At 64.6% G+C, this 15,309-nt stretch carries 12 protein-coding genes; 6 read left to right on the plus strand and 6 right to left on the minus strand.

Going from position 1 to position 15,309, the window contains the following annotated elements:
- The first annotated feature begins 13 nt into the window (after nucleotides 1–13).
- Nucleotides 14–628 carry a hypothetical protein gene (locus tag ABD53_RS15785; protein WP_053057741.1) on the plus strand — a complete coding sequence of 205 codons (615 nt, stop codon included), beginning with the start codon at nucleotides 14–16 and terminating at the stop codon, nucleotides 626–628.
- A 25-nt stretch (nucleotides 629–653) separates the two neighbouring features.
- Here the strand turns inward: ABD53_RS15785 and ABD53_RS05980 are convergent, their stop codons facing one another.
- The 4 genes from ABD53_RS05980 to ABD53_RS05995 form a co-directional block, all read right to left on the minus strand.
- Nucleotides 654–1,703 carry an LLM class flavin-dependent oxidoreductase gene (locus tag ABD53_RS05980; protein WP_235401385.1) on the minus strand — a complete coding sequence of 350 codons (1,050 nt, stop codon included), beginning with the start codon at nucleotides 1,701–1,703 and terminating at the stop codon, nucleotides 654–656.
- A gap of 198 nt (nucleotides 1,704–1,901) precedes the next feature.
- Nucleotides 1,902–3,500 carry a solute symporter family protein gene (locus ABD53_RS05985; protein WP_047864842.1) on the minus strand — a complete coding sequence of 533 codons (1,599 nt, stop codon included), beginning with the start codon at nucleotides 3,498–3,500 and terminating at the stop codon, nucleotides 1,902–1,904.
- 6 nt (nucleotides 3,501–3,506) lie between these two features.
- Entirely contained in the window at nucleotides 3,507–3,839 is a 333-nt protein-coding gene (locus tag ABD53_RS05990; RefSeq protein WP_047864843.1) for a DUF485 domain-containing protein, read from the minus strand.
- Nucleotides 3,840–4,039: 200 nt separating this feature from the next.
- Nucleotides 4,040–6,238, minus strand: a complete 2,199-nt coding sequence (locus ABD53_RS05995) for a molybdopterin oxidoreductase family protein (protein WP_235401402.1) — start codon at nucleotides 6,236–6,238, stop codon at nucleotides 4,040–4,042.
- Between the two features lie 294 nt (nucleotides 6,239–6,532).
- On the opposite strand from ABD53_RS05995, the gene ABD53_RS06005 reads away from it, so the two are divergent.
- Nucleotides 6,533–7,948, plus strand: coding sequence for an L-lactate MFS transporter (locus ABD53_RS06005; RefSeq protein ID WP_047864845.1), 1,416 nt, complete (start codon nucleotides 6,533–6,535; stop codon nucleotides 7,946–7,948).
- A gap of 77 nt (nucleotides 7,949–8,025) precedes the next feature.
- Complete coding sequence (locus ABD53_RS17925; protein ID WP_407690107.1) at nucleotides 8,026–8,136, plus strand: MFS transporter small subunit; 111 nt, start codon at nucleotides 8,026–8,028, stop codon at nucleotides 8,134–8,136.
- Between the two features lie 54 nt (nucleotides 8,137–8,190).
- Here ABD53_RS17925 and fdhD read toward each other — a convergent pair whose 3' ends face one another.
- Nucleotides 8,191–9,009: a formate dehydrogenase accessory sulfurtransferase FdhD gene (fdhD, locus tag ABD53_RS06010; RefSeq protein ID WP_047864955.1), complete on the minus strand. Its 819-nt coding sequence runs from the start codon at nucleotides 9,007–9,009 to the stop codon at nucleotides 8,191–8,193.
- Nucleotides 9,010–9,231: 222 nt separating this feature from the next.
- Nucleotides 9,232–10,443 carry a formaldehyde dehydrogenase, glutathione-independent gene (fdhA, locus tag ABD53_RS06015; RefSeq protein ID WP_047864846.1) on the minus strand — a complete coding sequence of 404 codons (1,212 nt, stop codon included), beginning with the start codon at nucleotides 10,441–10,443 and terminating at the stop codon, nucleotides 9,232–9,234.
- 575 nt (nucleotides 10,444–11,018) lie between these two features.
- Between fdhA and fdh the strand changes: the two genes are divergently transcribed.
- Genes fdh through ABD53_RS06030 form a run of 3 tightly spaced genes read left to right on the plus strand, consistent with a single transcriptional unit; the run spans nucleotide 11,019 to nucleotide 15,303 of the window.
- Nucleotides 11,019–14,087, plus strand: coding sequence for a formate dehydrogenase (fdh, locus tag ABD53_RS06025; RefSeq protein ID WP_456114848.1), 3,069 nt, complete (start codon nucleotides 11,019–11,021; stop codon nucleotides 14,085–14,087).
- Entirely contained in the window at nucleotides 14,084–14,467 is a 384-nt protein-coding gene (locus tag ABD53_RS16850) for a hypothetical protein (RefSeq protein ID WP_152670613.1), read from the plus strand. Before fdh ends, ABD53_RS16850 begins: the two co-directional genes overlap by 4 nt.
- A complete protein-coding gene (locus ABD53_RS06030) occupies nucleotides 14,464–15,303 on the plus strand; it encodes a 4Fe-4S dicluster domain-containing protein (RefSeq protein WP_047864957.1) in 840 nt (279 codons plus the stop codon). The genes ABD53_RS16850 and ABD53_RS06030 overlap by 4 nt, the downstream gene beginning before the upstream one ends.
- The last annotated feature ends 6 nt before the right edge of the window (nucleotides 15,304–15,309 follow it).

A 15,309-nucleotide genomic window follows, 5' to 3' on the forward strand; every position in this document is an offset into this window, starting at 1 on the left:
GTATGAACGGAGTATGGGAAAGCACGCGCTCCGTTTTAGAGGTGAGGGTGGGCAGCCTGGGGCCGGGACGCCGCTGGCCGCAACGCTCGGCGCGGTGCTCAACCCCTTCCTCCTCTTTACCGCGCTCTTCGCGGGAACGGCCTTCTCCTCCGCCGGTTCGTGGGAGGCCGCCGGATACGTGGCCGTCGAGATAGTCGCGGTGGTGGCGCTGGTGGCTTACCTGCTAGTACTGAAGAGCAGGAACGACTCCGGCTTCTGGTTGCCCGTACGGGAGGAGCGGCTGGTGCCGGCGCTGGTTCTGCTGATGCTCGGAGCCACCACGGTCGTTTTGCTGACCCTGCTCGACGCCCCCGCGGAGCTGGTGAGGCTGACCGTGGGGATGCTCGCCACGGCGTCGCTCGTGACGGCGCTGGTGGCCTGGATCAAGGCCAGCGCCCACGTCGCGGTCGCGTGTCACTGCGCCGTCGCCGGGGTGGCGGGCCTCGGGCTGGCGGGAGCCGTATTCGCGTTGGTGGTGCCCGCCGTTATGTGGGCCAGGGTGGCCGAGCGGGCGCACACGCCGGCCGAGGTAGCATTTGGCGCGCTTGCCGGTACCGTAATCGCCGCCGCCGGCGTGCTTGTGCTCTGAGCCGCCCCGGTGCGTGCGGGGCTCTCTAGGAAGCCCGCGCCGTCTCGCGGTCGGAGGCGAGCTCCGTGAGCCCCAACGCCTCCGCTAGCCGCTCGTAGGAGCGGAGACGCTCGGCGTGATCGTAGACGGCTGTGGTTACCATGATCTCGTCCGCCGAGGTCTTCTCCGCGAGGTCCTCTAGTTGCTGCCGCACGCTCTCGGGACCGCCGACGATCTGGTTGGCCCGGTGGGCCTCGGCGATCCTGCGCTCCGCGCCGCTGTACTCGCGGGCCAGCGCATCCTTGGGGCTCGGGAGCGGGGTGGGCCTGCCGTAGTTCATGCCGATCCACACGACCTCCATCGAGGAGGCGAGCCTCCGGGCGCTCTCGTCGTCCTCGGCGCAGATCACGGACGCCGCCACGATCCCCGATGGGTTCTCGAAGCTCTGCGATGGCGCGAAGGAGTCCCGGTAGGCCAGCATCGGTCCCTCCGGGTCTCCGGGCCCGAAGTGCGAGGCGAAGGCGTAGCCCAGGCCCATCTCTCCGGCGGCGCGCGCGGAGTAGCCGCTTGAGCCCAGAAGCCAGATCGGGGGCAGATCCACGTCGTCCGGCATCGCCCTCACGTTACGGAGGCGGTGATCCTCCGGGAAGCCGGGCTCTTGGCCGGCGAAGGCGAGCAGGTGGCTGAACTGCTCGGGGAACTCCTGGCCCTCGCCGGAGCGCCGGAGCGCCTGGGCCGTGACCGGGTCGGTGCCCGGCGCGCGCCCGATGCCGAGGTCTATGCGGCCCGGGTGCAGTGCTTCTAGCATCCGGAACGTCTCCGCGACCCGCAGCGGCGCGTGGTTCGGGAGCATGATCCCGCCGGACCCAACCCGCAGGCGCGAGGTCTCGGCGGCGACGCGCCCGATCATGACCTCGGGTGCGGAGCTTGCGACGTTCGGCAGGCCGTGGTGCTCGGCGAGCCAGTACCGTTCGTAGCCGAGCCGGTCGGCCAGCCGCGCGAGATCCAGCGTGTTCTCCAGCGTCTGTGTGGCACCGACCCCCTCGCTGACCGGCGAGAGGTCTAGTACGGAAACCTTGAAGTTCATGTCTTTCATATCTCGAAACTCCTCTTGAGCGCCTCGGAAAGCCTCCGTGCTCCTCCGGTGCGCCCCGTGTAGCCTGAAATCCCGCACAGTCTAACGCCGGCAGGCGGGTGTCAGACCGAGAAGAACGCGAAGAAGAGCAAAAAGAGGCCCCGTCAGAATATGCGCGGGGCCTCTCGGAGTACGGTCGTGCGGTTATTGCCAGGCTTGCTAGGCGCGGCTCTCCTCCTGCTCGCCCTCCCGGCGGGAGTTTTCGAGTTCCTCCTCGAGCGTGGAGAAGCCGGTATTGGCGCGGACGTAGATCTCCTCGTAGTTGGCCTGCCGGCCCTCGCGCTCCTCTTCCTCGGTGCTCTTGCCACCGAGCAGGGTGCCGACGAAGCAGCCGAGGAAGCCGAGCGGCACCGAGAAGACGGCCGGTGGCTCCTCCAGCGGGTAGATCGCAGCGTCACCCAGGATGTTCGGCGAGAGGAAGGTTAGCCCGACCGAGGCCACGAAGCCGGTGAGCATGCCCGTGATCGCGCCGATCGTGTTGAACCTTCTCCAGAAGATGGTAAGCAGGATAACGGGCACATTCGCGCTGGCGGCAACACCGAACGCCAGCGCCACCAGGAACGCCACGTTTAGGTCCTGGAATGCCAGAGCCAGGAGGATGGAGCCAACGGCGACCGCTCCCGAGGCTATCCGGGCGGCCCGGAACTGCTCCTGCTCCGACGCCTCGCCGTTGCGGAAGATGTTGTTGTAGACGTCGTGGGCGAACGCCCCGGAGGCGCTTATGACGAGACCCGCGACCACCGCGACGATGGTCGCAAACGCCACCGCCGAGATAAAGCCGAGGAACGCCGGACCGCCGATCACGCCCGCAAGCTGGGGCGCGGCAACGTTGCCCGAGGGGTCCTGGGAGGTGATGGTCTGCTGCCCGACCAGGAGCGTGGCGCCGTAGCCGACTATCGGGGTCAGGAGGTAGAAGCCGCCGATGATCCAGGTGGCGGTCACTATAGAGGAGCGGGCCGTCTTGGCGTCCGGGACGGTGAGGAACCGGATCAGGATGTGCGGCAGGCCCGCCGTGCCGAGCACCAGCGCCAGGAACAGGGAGACCGTGTCCAGACCCGAGCCGAAGCTCTCCGGCGCGGGCGGAATTACCATGTTCTGCGGCGTGCTCGCCTGCACCTCGTTCAGGATCGAGAATGGGTTGAAGCTGAACTGCGCCAGCACCGCGATGGTGAGCACCAGGGTCGCCAGGATCAGCAGCCCGGCCTTGACGATCTGGATCCAGGTCGTCGCGATCATGCCGCCGAGCACCACGTACACCGTCATCAGGACGCCGACGAGGATAATCGCCATCGTGGGCGGTATGAACGGCAAGAGCAGCCCGATCAGGGCGCCCGCCCCGACGAGCTGGGCGATCATGTAGAACGTGCTGATCATGATAGTGTTCAGCGCCGACGCCGCCCTCACTCCGCGCGCGTTGAAGCGGGCGGCGAGCATGTCGGCCAGCGTGTACTTGCCGAGGTTCCGCATCGGCTCGGCGACCAGCAAGAGGACCGTCAGGTACGCCACCAGGAAGCCGACCGAAAGGTAGAACCCGGCGAACCCTTCGAGCGCGATGGCCCCCGCGATACCCAGGAAAGAGGCCGCCGAGAGATAGTCACCCGAGATGGCGAGGCCGTTCTGCCAGCCTTTGATCTGGCCTCCCGCAACGTAGTGGCTGCTCGCGCCCGTGTTCCGCTTCGCGGCGAAGTAGGTTATTATCAGGGTCAGCGCGATAACGCCTATAAAGAATGATACGGCGATAATATCGTCGGTACTCAAAGCTCTCTAACCCTCCTCTCGCTTCTCACCCAGGTCCGAAGCCGCCTCCTCGCGCACCCGCTCCACGACCTCATCCCACTTATTGGCCCGGCTCACGTACAGGTGCAGCAGCGTCCAGGTCATGACGAACTGCGCTAGGGCATAGATCCAGGCCAGACTCAGGGCCCCGATCACCTGCACGTTTAGAACCGTCGTGAACCCGGCCAACACGGGTAGCCCCATGTAAAAGACGAAGAAGAAGATGGTCGCCGGTATGATAAATACCTTCTTCTTTTGCATTAAGTCCTGGAATGCGCTCGTCTGCGCAACCCGGGACCAGTACTCGCCCCTCTCCTCCATAAACCTTTCCTTTCCCCGTTTGCCGCTTCCCCGGAAGCTAGAGCGGCACCAGCGTAACATACTTGCCGGCGTATGAAGAGCCGAGTATCTCGTGCAAAGGTGTGGATACTGGCGCGGGCCCGAGCCACGAAACGTGGAGAGGCGCTAACCGGGATGGCTACGCCTCTCCAAAAGATTCCAACTACAGTTAAACAAGCCTTCTACGTGGCGGGCTCTACCTTTACCGCGCAGGCCTTTAGCTCGGCAGTGCCGGACTGTGGGTCGAGGGCGTTGATGGTCAGGACGTTGGTTGCGACCTGATCCGGGAAGCTACAGCCCATGAACACGAGGCCGCTCCGCACCCGGTCGGTTACGCGAACCCTGACCTCCGGTACCGTGCCCCGGCGGGAGCTTACGCGGGCGAGGCCGCCGTCCTCGAGGCCGAGTCTCTCGGCATCCTCCTCGGAGAGCTCCAAAAGCTCTTCTCCATCTTTGACCTTCTTGTAGCTCTGGGTCATCGTGCCCGTGTTGTAGAAGGCGAGGCGGCGGCCCGTGGTGAGCTGGAACGGGTACTCCTCATCCGGCTGCTCCACCGGACCCTCGTAGTCTACCGGGTGGAACGGGGCCCGCTTCTCCACCTCGTCCGCCCAGAGCTCGGAATGCAGGAACTTCGTGCCGCCGTTCGTGCCGAAGCGTGGATGTTCCCTGACCGCCGTCCCGGTGTCGTCGCCGGAGGTCTCGGTCTCGCCGACTAGCTGCTCAACGGGCGGGTTGTCGGCTATCTCCTCTAAGCTGCCGTCGCGGCAGGGCCACTGTATGCCGCCGTACTCGGCGATGCGGTCGTAGCTCACGCCGGCGAAGTTCGGGGCCAGGCGCCGGACCTCGTTCCAGATGTCCTCGGCGGTCTCGTACTCCCAGCCCGCGCCCAGGCGGTTTGCGACGTCGGTGAGTATCCACTCGTCGGGTCGGGCCTCTCCGGGCGGGTTCGTGACCCGGTGCCCGCGCTGGATGCGGCGCTCGCTGTTCACGAAGGTGCCCTCGGTCTCGGCCCAGCTTGCCGCGGCGGGGAGCACCACGTCCGCCATGCTGCCGGTCTTGGTGAGGAAAATATCCTGTACCACGAGGAAGTCCAAACTGCCGAATAGCTCTTCGTGATGGTTCTCGTTGGCGTCGGACTGTACCGGGTTCTCCCCGATCACGTACATGCACCGCAGCTCGCCGGCCTCTATCGACTCCATCATCTGGGCCTGGTTCTTGCCGATCCTGTCCGGTAGTGGCGTTCCCCAGACCTCCTCGAAGAGCTCGGCGGCCTCGGCGTCGTCCCAGTTCCAGCCGCCGACCAGGCGGTTCGGGATCGCGCCCATATCGCCGCCGCCCTGCACGTTGTTCTGGCCGCGCAGCGGGTTCAGGCCCGAGCCGTACTTACCGACGTGGCCGGTCAGGAGTCCGAGCCCTATCAGGGCGAAGACCGCCTCGGCCCCGTTGTGGTGCTCGGTGATGCCGAGCGTCCAGTTCAGCGTCGCCCGCTCCGCCGTGGCGTACATGCGGGCCACCTCGCGGATGTCATCCGCCGGAACACCGGTCACGCTCTCGGCGTACTCGGGCGTGTAGCCCGCGACCTTCTCCTTGTACGCCTCGAAGTTCTCCGTGGCGCGCTCGACGAACTCGGTGTTCTCCAGGCCTTCGTCGATGATGACGTTGGCCATCGAGTTGGCCAGGCAGATGTCGGTGCCGACGTTGACCGGCAGCCACTTGTCGGCTTTCTTCGTCTGATCTATGCGCCTCGGGTCCACGACGACCATCTTCGCGCCGTTCTTAATGCCGCGCCGCATGTGGTTGTAGATGATGGGGTGGCACTCCATCGTGTTGCTACCCCAGCAGATTATTAGGTCTGTATTCTCGAACTCCTCGTAAGAGGTAGTCGCCCCGCCCGCTCCAAACGTAGCCACCAGACCGGTGACGCTGGCGGCGTGTCAGGCGCGGTTGCAACTGTCTACGTTGCTGACCCCTAGCACCTGCCTCACGAACTTGCCGGTGAGGTAGTTGAGCTCGTTGGTCGAGCGCGAGGAGGAGAAAACCCCGAAGGCGTCGCCGCCGCTTTCGGCTTTGATCTCGGACATCTTGCTCGCCACGAGATCCAGCGCCTCCTCCCACGAGGCGGGCACGAGATCCCCGTCCTTTCGTATCAGCGGATGGGTCAACCGCCCCTCACTGTACACGTGACGCCAGCCCTCGCGGCCCTTGATGCACGCCTCACCCTTGCTCGAAGGATTGTCCGCTTTGCCCGCGACCTTGCTTATGACGCCGTCCTCGATCGTAACGCTCAACCCGCAACCGACGGCGCAGAAACCGCAGATCGTGCTTAACTCCCGCGTGGCCCCGCCGCTGCCGTCAGCCTTCTGTACCTCTGTCGCTGTCACCAATCAACTCACCCCTTACTGGTACTCTCCACACTCTCCAAAAACCCCTTGAAGACCTATCATCCCTATTGTAACCCGAGCATCTTATATACCGGCAACACGAACCAGACACAAACCGGGCTCCAGGCACTTTTACTGAGTCGACGGCCGTAAAGCCTCCCGCCTCCGTGTCTCTTGGTCGGTCGCCCCCACTGATTTATCGTTATACAGTCTGCTTTTTGACGGACAGTTTGCACGCGGTTAATATACGCCGCGTCGGATAGGGGTTTAAAAGGAAGGACGTACATCAGGGGTATGGCTAACGGTTTCTTTTCCAAGGAGCGGATAACCGTAGGGGGCGACTACAACCGGTGGGTAATACCGCCGGCGGCTCTGGCGGTGCATCTATCCATAGGGCAGGTATACGCTTTCAGCGTCTTCAACGAGCCGCTTTCGCGGATAATCGGGGTGACGGAGCAGGCGCCGCAGGACTGGAGCCTGGCTACGCTGGGTTGGATCTTCAGCATCTCTATTCTGGTTCTCGGGCTTACGGCGTTTATCGGCGGGGCGTGGCTGGAGAAGGTCGGTCCGCGGACCACGATGTTCGCGGCTGCCTGTTCGTTCGGCGGCGGGTTCCTGGTCTCCGCGCTCGGCGTGGTTACGCACCAGCTCTGGTTGCTCTACTTCGGGTATGGTGTGCTCGGCGGTATCGGGCTCGGGCTGGCGTACGTGTCGCCGGTGTCGGCGCTTATCAAATGGTTCCCCGACCGCCGGGGTATGGCGACCGGCATGGCTATCATGGGCTTCGGCGGTGGCGCTCTCATAGGCGCGCCGCTGGCGGTTGCGCTGATGAACTTCTTTAGCAGCCAGAACTCGGTCGGCGTCGCGCCGACGTTCGTGGTGATGGGTTTGATCTACTTCGCCTCGATGACGCTCGGTGCCCTGACCATCCGGGTTCCGTCCGCGGACTGGAAGCCGGCCGGGTGGGAGCCGCCCGCAGCCTCGGAGCAGAGCGGCATGATCGCCACCAACGACGTGCACATAAACACGGCGCTCAAGACGCCGCAGTTCTGGCTCCTGTGGGCGGTGCTATGTCTGAACGTCACCGCCGGTATCGGGGTGCTCGGACAGGCCGCCGTCATGATCCAGGAGACCTTTGGCGGGGCCATCACGGCTGCTGCCGCCGCGGGGTTCGTTAGCCTACTGAGCATATTCAACATGCTCGGGCGCTTTCTGTGGTCCACGGCTTCGGACTACATAGGCCGCAAGAACACGTACCTCATCTTCTTCGGGCTGGGCGCCTTACTGTACGTGTCGGTCCCGATAGTCGGCAGCAGCATCGGAAGCCTGTTCCTGTTCGTGGCGGCTTTCTGCATCATCCTGACCATGTACGGCGGTGGGTTCTCCACCATACCGGCCTACCTGGCCGACATATTCGGCACCCGGTACGTGGGCGGCATCCACGGCCGGCTCCTCACTGCGTGGTCCGCCGCGGGCATACTCGGGCCGGTGCTCGTGAACTATATCCGGGAGGCCCAGATAAACTCCGGGGTCGAGCCGGCAAACGCATACAACATAACCATGTTTATTATGGCTGGGCTTCTGGTCGTCGGCCTCATCTGTAACTCTCTGGTGAAGCCAGTGGACCCCAAGTACCACATGGACTCGGAGGAAGAGGAGCAGCGGGAGACGGTATCCAGCAGCACCAGCGGCCGTACCGCGGAAGCCTAGACGGACCCTGGAGTCCCTAGAGAGGAGAGAATCCGGTGGCGCAAGAGCAGACGAGTCAACAGCAGGAGAGACACCCGGTGAGCAACAGTACGCCCCTGATCATACTGTTCTGGGCCTACGTGAGCATACCCCTGATCTGGGCGCTCTACAGGACCTTCGGGAACATCGCGGCCCTGTTTACGGGCTAGCGCGGAGAGGGGGGAAGACGGAGGATGGGCCGGCCGCAGTAGCCGGCCCGGCGTTTACCGGGGGGCTATCCTCTCATTACCGGAGTATACGTTGAAGCGTTCCCCGCGCAGGAAGCCCACCAGCGTCATCCCGAACTCGCGGGCCACGTCTGCGGCGAGGCTGCTGGGGGCCGAGATCGCGCACACCACGGGCACCCCGGCGGTGAGACACTTCTGTAGTATCTCGAAACTCGACCGGCCGCTGACCATGATGATGTTCTCCGAGAGCGGCAGCCTGTTCTCGAGCAGCGCCCAGCCCACGAGCTTGTCCGTGGCGTTGTGCCGGCCCACGTCCTCCCGCAGCGCGACCAGCTCGCCGCCCGGGTCGAAGAGGGCGGCGGCGTGCAGGCCGCCCGTGGCGTCGAAGAGGCCCTGCGCCTCTCGCAGCCGGTCCGGGAGCCTGTAGATCGTCTCCGGCGAGACCTCCGGGCCGGGCGGTACCACCGGGCACCCCCGGAGCTCTAGCTGCTCCAGGCTCGCCTTGCCGCAGACCCCGCAGGCGCTCGTGGTGTAGAAGTGACGTTCGAGCGCCGGCAGGTCATAGTCCCGGCTGCCGCCGGCGACCTCGACGTTGACGATGTTGTACTGTTGATCGGCGTCCACGTCGCGGTCCACACAGTAGCTGATCCTTCTTATCTCCGTCGGCGAGGACACGATACCCTCCCCGTACAGAAAGCCCGCCGCCAGCTCGAAGTCGTTGCCGGGCGTGCGCATGGTGACCGCCACGGTGCGGGTCTCGTCCGCGGTAACGAGCCGGATCTCCATCGGTTCTTCCGTCGCCAGGACGTCGGACTTTAGCCTGGAACGCCCTTCCTCGACCGTGCGGATCCTCATCTTGGTCTTGCTGCCGCGCCGCGTTCTGCCCTGTGCGCCGGTCCCGATCTCCACCGCCTACCGCTCCTTCCGCTCGACGCTAGATACGGTCCACCCTATCGAACACGACTAATTGTAACCCCTGCCGGCCGGATGCCCGCCCGGCTAACACGGCCACACGAGCACGAAAAAGGAGGCCGGTCTGAAACCAGCCTCCCTGGATACCCCGAGCCGTCTCCGCGTTTAGGAGATCATGCCGTGCGGGTCGAGGACGAACTTCTTGGCCACGCCGGAGTCGAACTGCTGGTAGCCGTCGGGGGCCTGATCCAGCGGTAGCACGGTGGCGTTGACCGCCTTGGCGATCTGGGCCTTGTCGTGCAGGATGCTCATCATCAGGCCGCGGTTGTACATCATCACGGGGCACTGGCCGGTGTGGAAAGAGTGGCTCTTCGCCCAGCCGAGGCCGAGGCGTACCTTGAGCGTGCCTTCCTCGGCGTCCGGGTCCGGCGCGCCCGGGTCGCCGGTCACGTACAGCCCCGGGATGCCGAGCTCACCGCCGGCGCGGGTGATGCTCATGATGTCGTTCAGTACCGTGGCGGGCTGCTCTTCTGCGTCCGCGCCGTGGCCGCGGGCCTCGAAGCCGACGGCGTCTACCGCGGAGTCCACCTCCGGGGTGCCCAGGATCTGCTCGATCATGTCTCCCGGTGAGCCCTGGGTCAGGTCAACGGTCTCGCAGCCGAAGGACCGGGCCTGCTCAAGGCGCTCGGGGATCATGTCGCCCACGATCACGACCGACGCGCCGAGTAGCTGGGCCGAGTGCGCCGCCGCGAGGCCGACCGGACCCGCGCCCGCGACGTACACGGTCGAGCCGGTGGTCACGCCGGCCTTGTAGCAGCCGTGGTAGCCGGTCGGGAAGATGTCGCTGAGCATGGTGAGGTCCAGGATCTTCTCCAGCGCCTGATCCCGATCCGGAAACGGCAGCAGGTTGAAGTCCGCGAACGGGACCATCACGTAGTCGGCCTGACCGCCGGTCCAGCCGCCCATGTCAACGTAGCCGTAGGCCGAGCCAGCCCTCGCCGGGTTAACGTTCAGACAGATCCCCGTCTGGCGCTCCTTGCAGTTCCTACAGCGCCCGCAGGCGATGTTGAAGGGGACCGAGCAAATGTCGCCCTCCTTGATGAACTGTACGTCCTCGCCGGCCTCGACGACCTCGCCCGTGATCTCGTGTCCCAACGTCTGCCCGACCGGAGCGGTCGTCCGCCCGCGAACCATGTGCTGGTCCGAGCCGCAGATGTTGGTGGAGACTATCTTGAGTATCACGCCGTGCGGCGCCTTCTGGGTCCTCATGCCCATCGTGCTGGCTACGTCTTCCGGTACCTCTAACTTCGGGTAACCGATGTCCTCTACCGCCGTCTGCAGTGGACCCTTGTAGACGACGCACCTGTTGTCAGCCATAAGCCCTTTCCCGTCCTATCCGTCCTAGATTGGGATTCTCGCTCATCCCGCCCGGAATAAGCATCCCGGACCCTTACTAGTAGACCCGCTAAAAGTCTCCTGGCCGTCCAGATATCCTCCTTCTATTCCTATACCCCTGGCCGTGTATACACGACGATATAACCATAGCAAAAGGCGTGTGCCCGCACAATCCATACGGAGTTTCCGAAATAAAAATCTGGATTATAGTGACGAATAACGGTCCGCATTGTAGTGTAGGGTCAGATAGCCAGAGGTCCCGTGAGCGCGGGGCGAGCCTCCGTCTCCAGGGTCCCGCCGGGCTGCACGGTAGCCGGTGTTTCCGGTGCTTGGATGAGCCTGGACAAGGTCGGCGGGGGGTTTAGCGGTCCTTGTGAAAGGCTAGAATCTAATGCGGAGGTCCAGGGCGCTGTGTGGAGCCTCTGGAGCCGTTACTTGGAGGCGGGGTCACGCGAAGGACTCGAAGGGGAGCTCGTACCCGGAAAATCCCCGGGAAAGCCGAGAAAGGAACTGGATTGTTTCTAAAAGTCACGGAAGAGGAAGGGCTCTGGAAGAAGATCAAGAGCCACGTCGGCGTCAAGGTCGAGCATCCGGTAAGCTCCCAGACGCGGGAGCTCGGCCCGCGCATCCACGATGAGGGCGTGCAGAAGACCGAGAGCGTGTGCCCGTACTGCGCCGTCGGCTGCTCGACGCTCGTGTACCACCGCGACGGACGCATCATGGATATAGAGGGAAATCCCGACAGCCCCATAAACGCCGGGACCCTGTGCCCCAAGGGCTCTGCCTCGCTCGGGATGCACGTCTCGCCCCACCGCTGGACCACCGTCAAGTATCGTAGGCCGTACTCCTCGGAGTGGGAAGAGCTCCCGCTGGAAGAGGCGATGGACATGATCGCCGCCCGCGTAAAGAAGGCCCGCGACGAGAACTGGCAGGAGGCCCAGGAGAGCGGCGAGCCGCTAAACCGCACGATGAGCATGGCCTCCATCGGCGGTGCGGCGATAGATAACGAGGAGAACTATCTAATAACCAAGCTGTTTCATAGCTTAGGGATGGTGCGGATTACGAATCAGGCCCGAATATGACACTCTTCCACGGTGTCCGGTCTGGGCATCACGTACGGCAGGGGCGGGGCGACCACCTCCCTCAACGACCTGCAGAACTCTGACTGTGTACTGATAGAGGGCTCGAACATGGCCGAGGCCCACCCGGTCGGGTTCCGGCATCCCATGATCGCCAAGGAGAACGGGGCCAAGATCATCCACGTCGACCCGCGCTTCACGCGTACCTCGGCGATGGCGGACATCTACGCTCCCATAAGGCCCGGCACGGACATAGCCTTCCTCGGCGGCCTCATAAGCTACGTAATAGAGAACGAGCGGTACTTCGAGGAGTACGTAAGGGAGTACACCAACGCCCCGACCCTCATAACGGAAGACTACGAGGATATGGACGCCTCCGGCATCTTCGCCGGCTGGAACTCCGAGACGGGCAAGTACGACGAGAACTACTGGCGCTACGAGGGGATGCCGGTCACGCCGGCCGTCGGCGGCAGCGAGGAGGCGCTGACCGGCGAGGCGTTCACCGACCGCGTGGCGAGCTACGCCGAGAAGGACGGATTCCCCGAAGACGAGATGCTGCAGCACCCGCGCTCGGTGTTCCAGATCCTCAAGCGCCACTACGAGAAGTACACCCCGGAGATGGTCGAGCGGATCACGGGCTGCCCGAAAGAGGCGTTCCTGAAGGTGGCCGAGACCATCTGCGAGAACTCTGGGCGCGACAAGACCACGGCGCTGTGCTACTCGGTCGGCTGGACCCACCACTCCAAGGGCTCGCAGCTGATCCGCACCGCCGCCATTTTGCAGCTCCTGCTCGGCAACATCGGGCGTCCCGGCGGCGGAATCCTGGCGTTGCGCGGCCACGCCACCATCCAGGGCTCGACCGACATAGCGACGCTTTACGACCTCTTGCCCGGCTACGTCGCCATGCCCGACGCCAACCGGGGCCACGAGACCTGGGAGGACTACGTTCAGGGAGAAGCGGCCCAGACCGGATGGTGGTCGGAGTTCCCGGCCTACGCGACGAGCATAATGAAGGCGTGGTACGGAGACGCCGCCCACTCCGGCAACGGCTACCTCTACGAGCACTTCCCGCGGCTGAACGGGGATCACTCCTACTATCCCACGATCATGGACATGAAGAGCGGGAGCGTGAAGGGCTGCTTCGTGTTCGGGCAGAACTTCGCCGTTGGCGGCCCGCACGGAAAGCTCGCCCGGGACGCGATCCGCAATCTGGACTGGTTCGTCGTCCTCGACGCCTACCCGATAGAGACGAGCGAGGCGTGGAAGCTCGACGACGTGGATCCCGCCGAGGTCGGCACCGAGGTCTTCGCCATCCCCTCGGCGCTCGTGGCCGAGAAAGAGGGGAGCTTCACCCAGACCCAGCGCATGGTGCAGTGGCACGACAAGTCCGTGGACCCGCCGGACGACGCCAAGAGCGACGCCTGGTTCGTCTACAATCTCGGCCGGCGGCTAAAGGACCTTTACGCCGACTCCGGCGAGGAGCGCGACGACCTGATCCGGGCCATGACCTGGGACTACGGCGACGCCGACGGGGACGGCGAGCCCGAGCTCGAGGAAGTCTTGAAGGAGATCAACGGCTACAAGGTCTCCGACGGCGCGCCGCTAAACACGTTCCTGGAGCTGGAAGACGATGGATCTACTGCCTGTGGGGCCTGGATCTACTCGGGCGTATTCGCCGACGGTGTGAACCAGGCCCGCCGCCGCGAGACGGGTGAGTATCCCCACCTCGAATGGGGCTGGGCGTGGCCCGCAAACCGCCGCATCATCTACAATCGCGCCTCCGCCGACCCCAGGGGCAGGCCCTGGTCCGAGGAGAAGAAGCTCGTGTGGTGGGACGAGGAAGAGGAGAAGTGGACCGGCTACGACGTGCCCGACTTCCAGGCCACAAAGCACCCGGACTACCGCCCGGACGTGGAGGCCCGGGGTCTCGAAGCCCTGCCCGGCAACGGGCCGTTCATCCTGAACGCCGACGGCAAGGGCTGGCTGTTTGCCCCGACCGGCCTCAAGGACGGGCCGCTGCCGGCCCACTACGAGCCGCTGGAGTCGCCGGTAAAGAATCTCCTCTACGAGCAGCAGTACGATCCCGTGGTCAAGCGCTTCGAGCGGCCGGATAACCCGTACAACACGCCAGAGAACCCCATGTACCCTTACGTCATCACGACGTACCGGCTTACCGAGCATCATACGACGGGCGCGATGTCGCGCTGGATCCCGTGGCTAAACGAGCTCCAGCCGGAGTCATTCTGTGAGATCTCGGCCGAGCTAGCCGGGGAGAAGGGTGTGGAGAACACCGACTGGGTTACGCTCTCCACGACCCGCGGTAAGGTCCACACCCGGGCGCTCGTCACCGACCGCATCCCGGTGTACGAGTTCGAGGGCAAGAGGCTCCACACCATCGGCCTGCCGTATCACTTCGGCCCGAACGGACCGTCGGACCTGCAGAAATCCGACATCGCGAACGACCTGATGCCGGTAAGCCTGGAGCCGAACGTCTCCATCCACGAGGCCAAAGCGTTCTCCTGCAACCTAGAGAAGGGGAAGGTGTGAGCGATCCGAGAGAAGGAGTGAGCCGCGATCCCCACATAGCGGAGGCCGGGGGCCGCGCCGCCAACACGGGGCCGGATACCATACCGGGCAGCGCGACCGCCAGTTCCCAGACGAGCCGCCGGGAGTCCATGCACGGACGGCTCATGGAGCTCGCGGTGTGGCTCTCCGAGCATCCAAAGGAGGCGCGAAAAAACCTCAAGGCCATCCGCCGGGGCAACCCCATAGATCCCGGGGTGTACTACAACTCCGGGCTGCGCATGATCGAGCGCCTGTACCGCCCGCAGCACGTGGCGCTCGGCAACAAGATGCTCCGAATCTCCACCGACCCCGCCGCTCCCGTCGAGGAGATCCGGCGCAAGGTACTAGAAGGGAAGCGATAGTGGCGACGGGATTCCTGACCGACACGACCGTCTGCATCGGCTGCAAGGCCTGCGAGGTCGCCTGTAAGCAGTGGAACCAGCTACCCGCCGACGGCTACGAGTTTACCGGCGACTCCTACGACAACACCAAGCAGCTCTCCGGCACCACCTGGCGCCACGTCGCCTTCGTCGAGAACCCCAAAAAGAAGAAGCTGACCGGCGACGTTGACCTCACCGCGCTGGCCGAGGACGTGCGTGAAGAGCTGCCCGGCGGCGCGGAGCTCGACGGCCTCGGGCGCTGGACGTTCATGAGCGACGTGTGCAAGCACTGTGTGGAGGCTCCCTGCCAGCAGGCGTGTCCGACGGGTGCGATCATCCGCAACGAGTTCGACAACGTCTTTATCCAGCCCGACGTCTGCAACGGCTGCGGCTACTGCGTCCCCGCCTGTCCCTACGGCGTCATTACCTCGGTGCCGCACGACGGCCGCGCCTTCAAGTGCACCCTTTGCTACGACCGGCAGAAGGACGGCCTCGAACCGGCCTGCGCAAAGGCCTGCCCGACCAACTCCATCATGTTCGGCGAGGTCGAGGAGTTGCAGAAGCTCGCCGACGAGCGCGTCGAGGCGCTCAAGGCAAAGGGCTACACGGAGGCCTACGTCTACGGCACCCCCGAGGTCGGCGGCACGGGCGGCATCGGCGGCAACAACTCCAAGTTCATTCTCATGGACGAGCCGGAGACCTACAACCTGCCGCGCCACCCCTACATGCCTCACGACAAGGTCGCGCCGGCCGTCGCCGCCAGCGCCGTCGCTGCCGGGGTGCTATCCGCCGTCGTCGCGTTCGCGTTCAGAAAGTAGGGGAGA

Source organism: Rubrobacter aplysinae (assembly GCF_001029505.1).
In the GTDB taxonomy this organism is placed as follows: Bacteria; Actinomycetota; Rubrobacteria; order Rubrobacterales; family Rubrobacteraceae; genus Rubrobacter_A; species Rubrobacter_A aplysinae.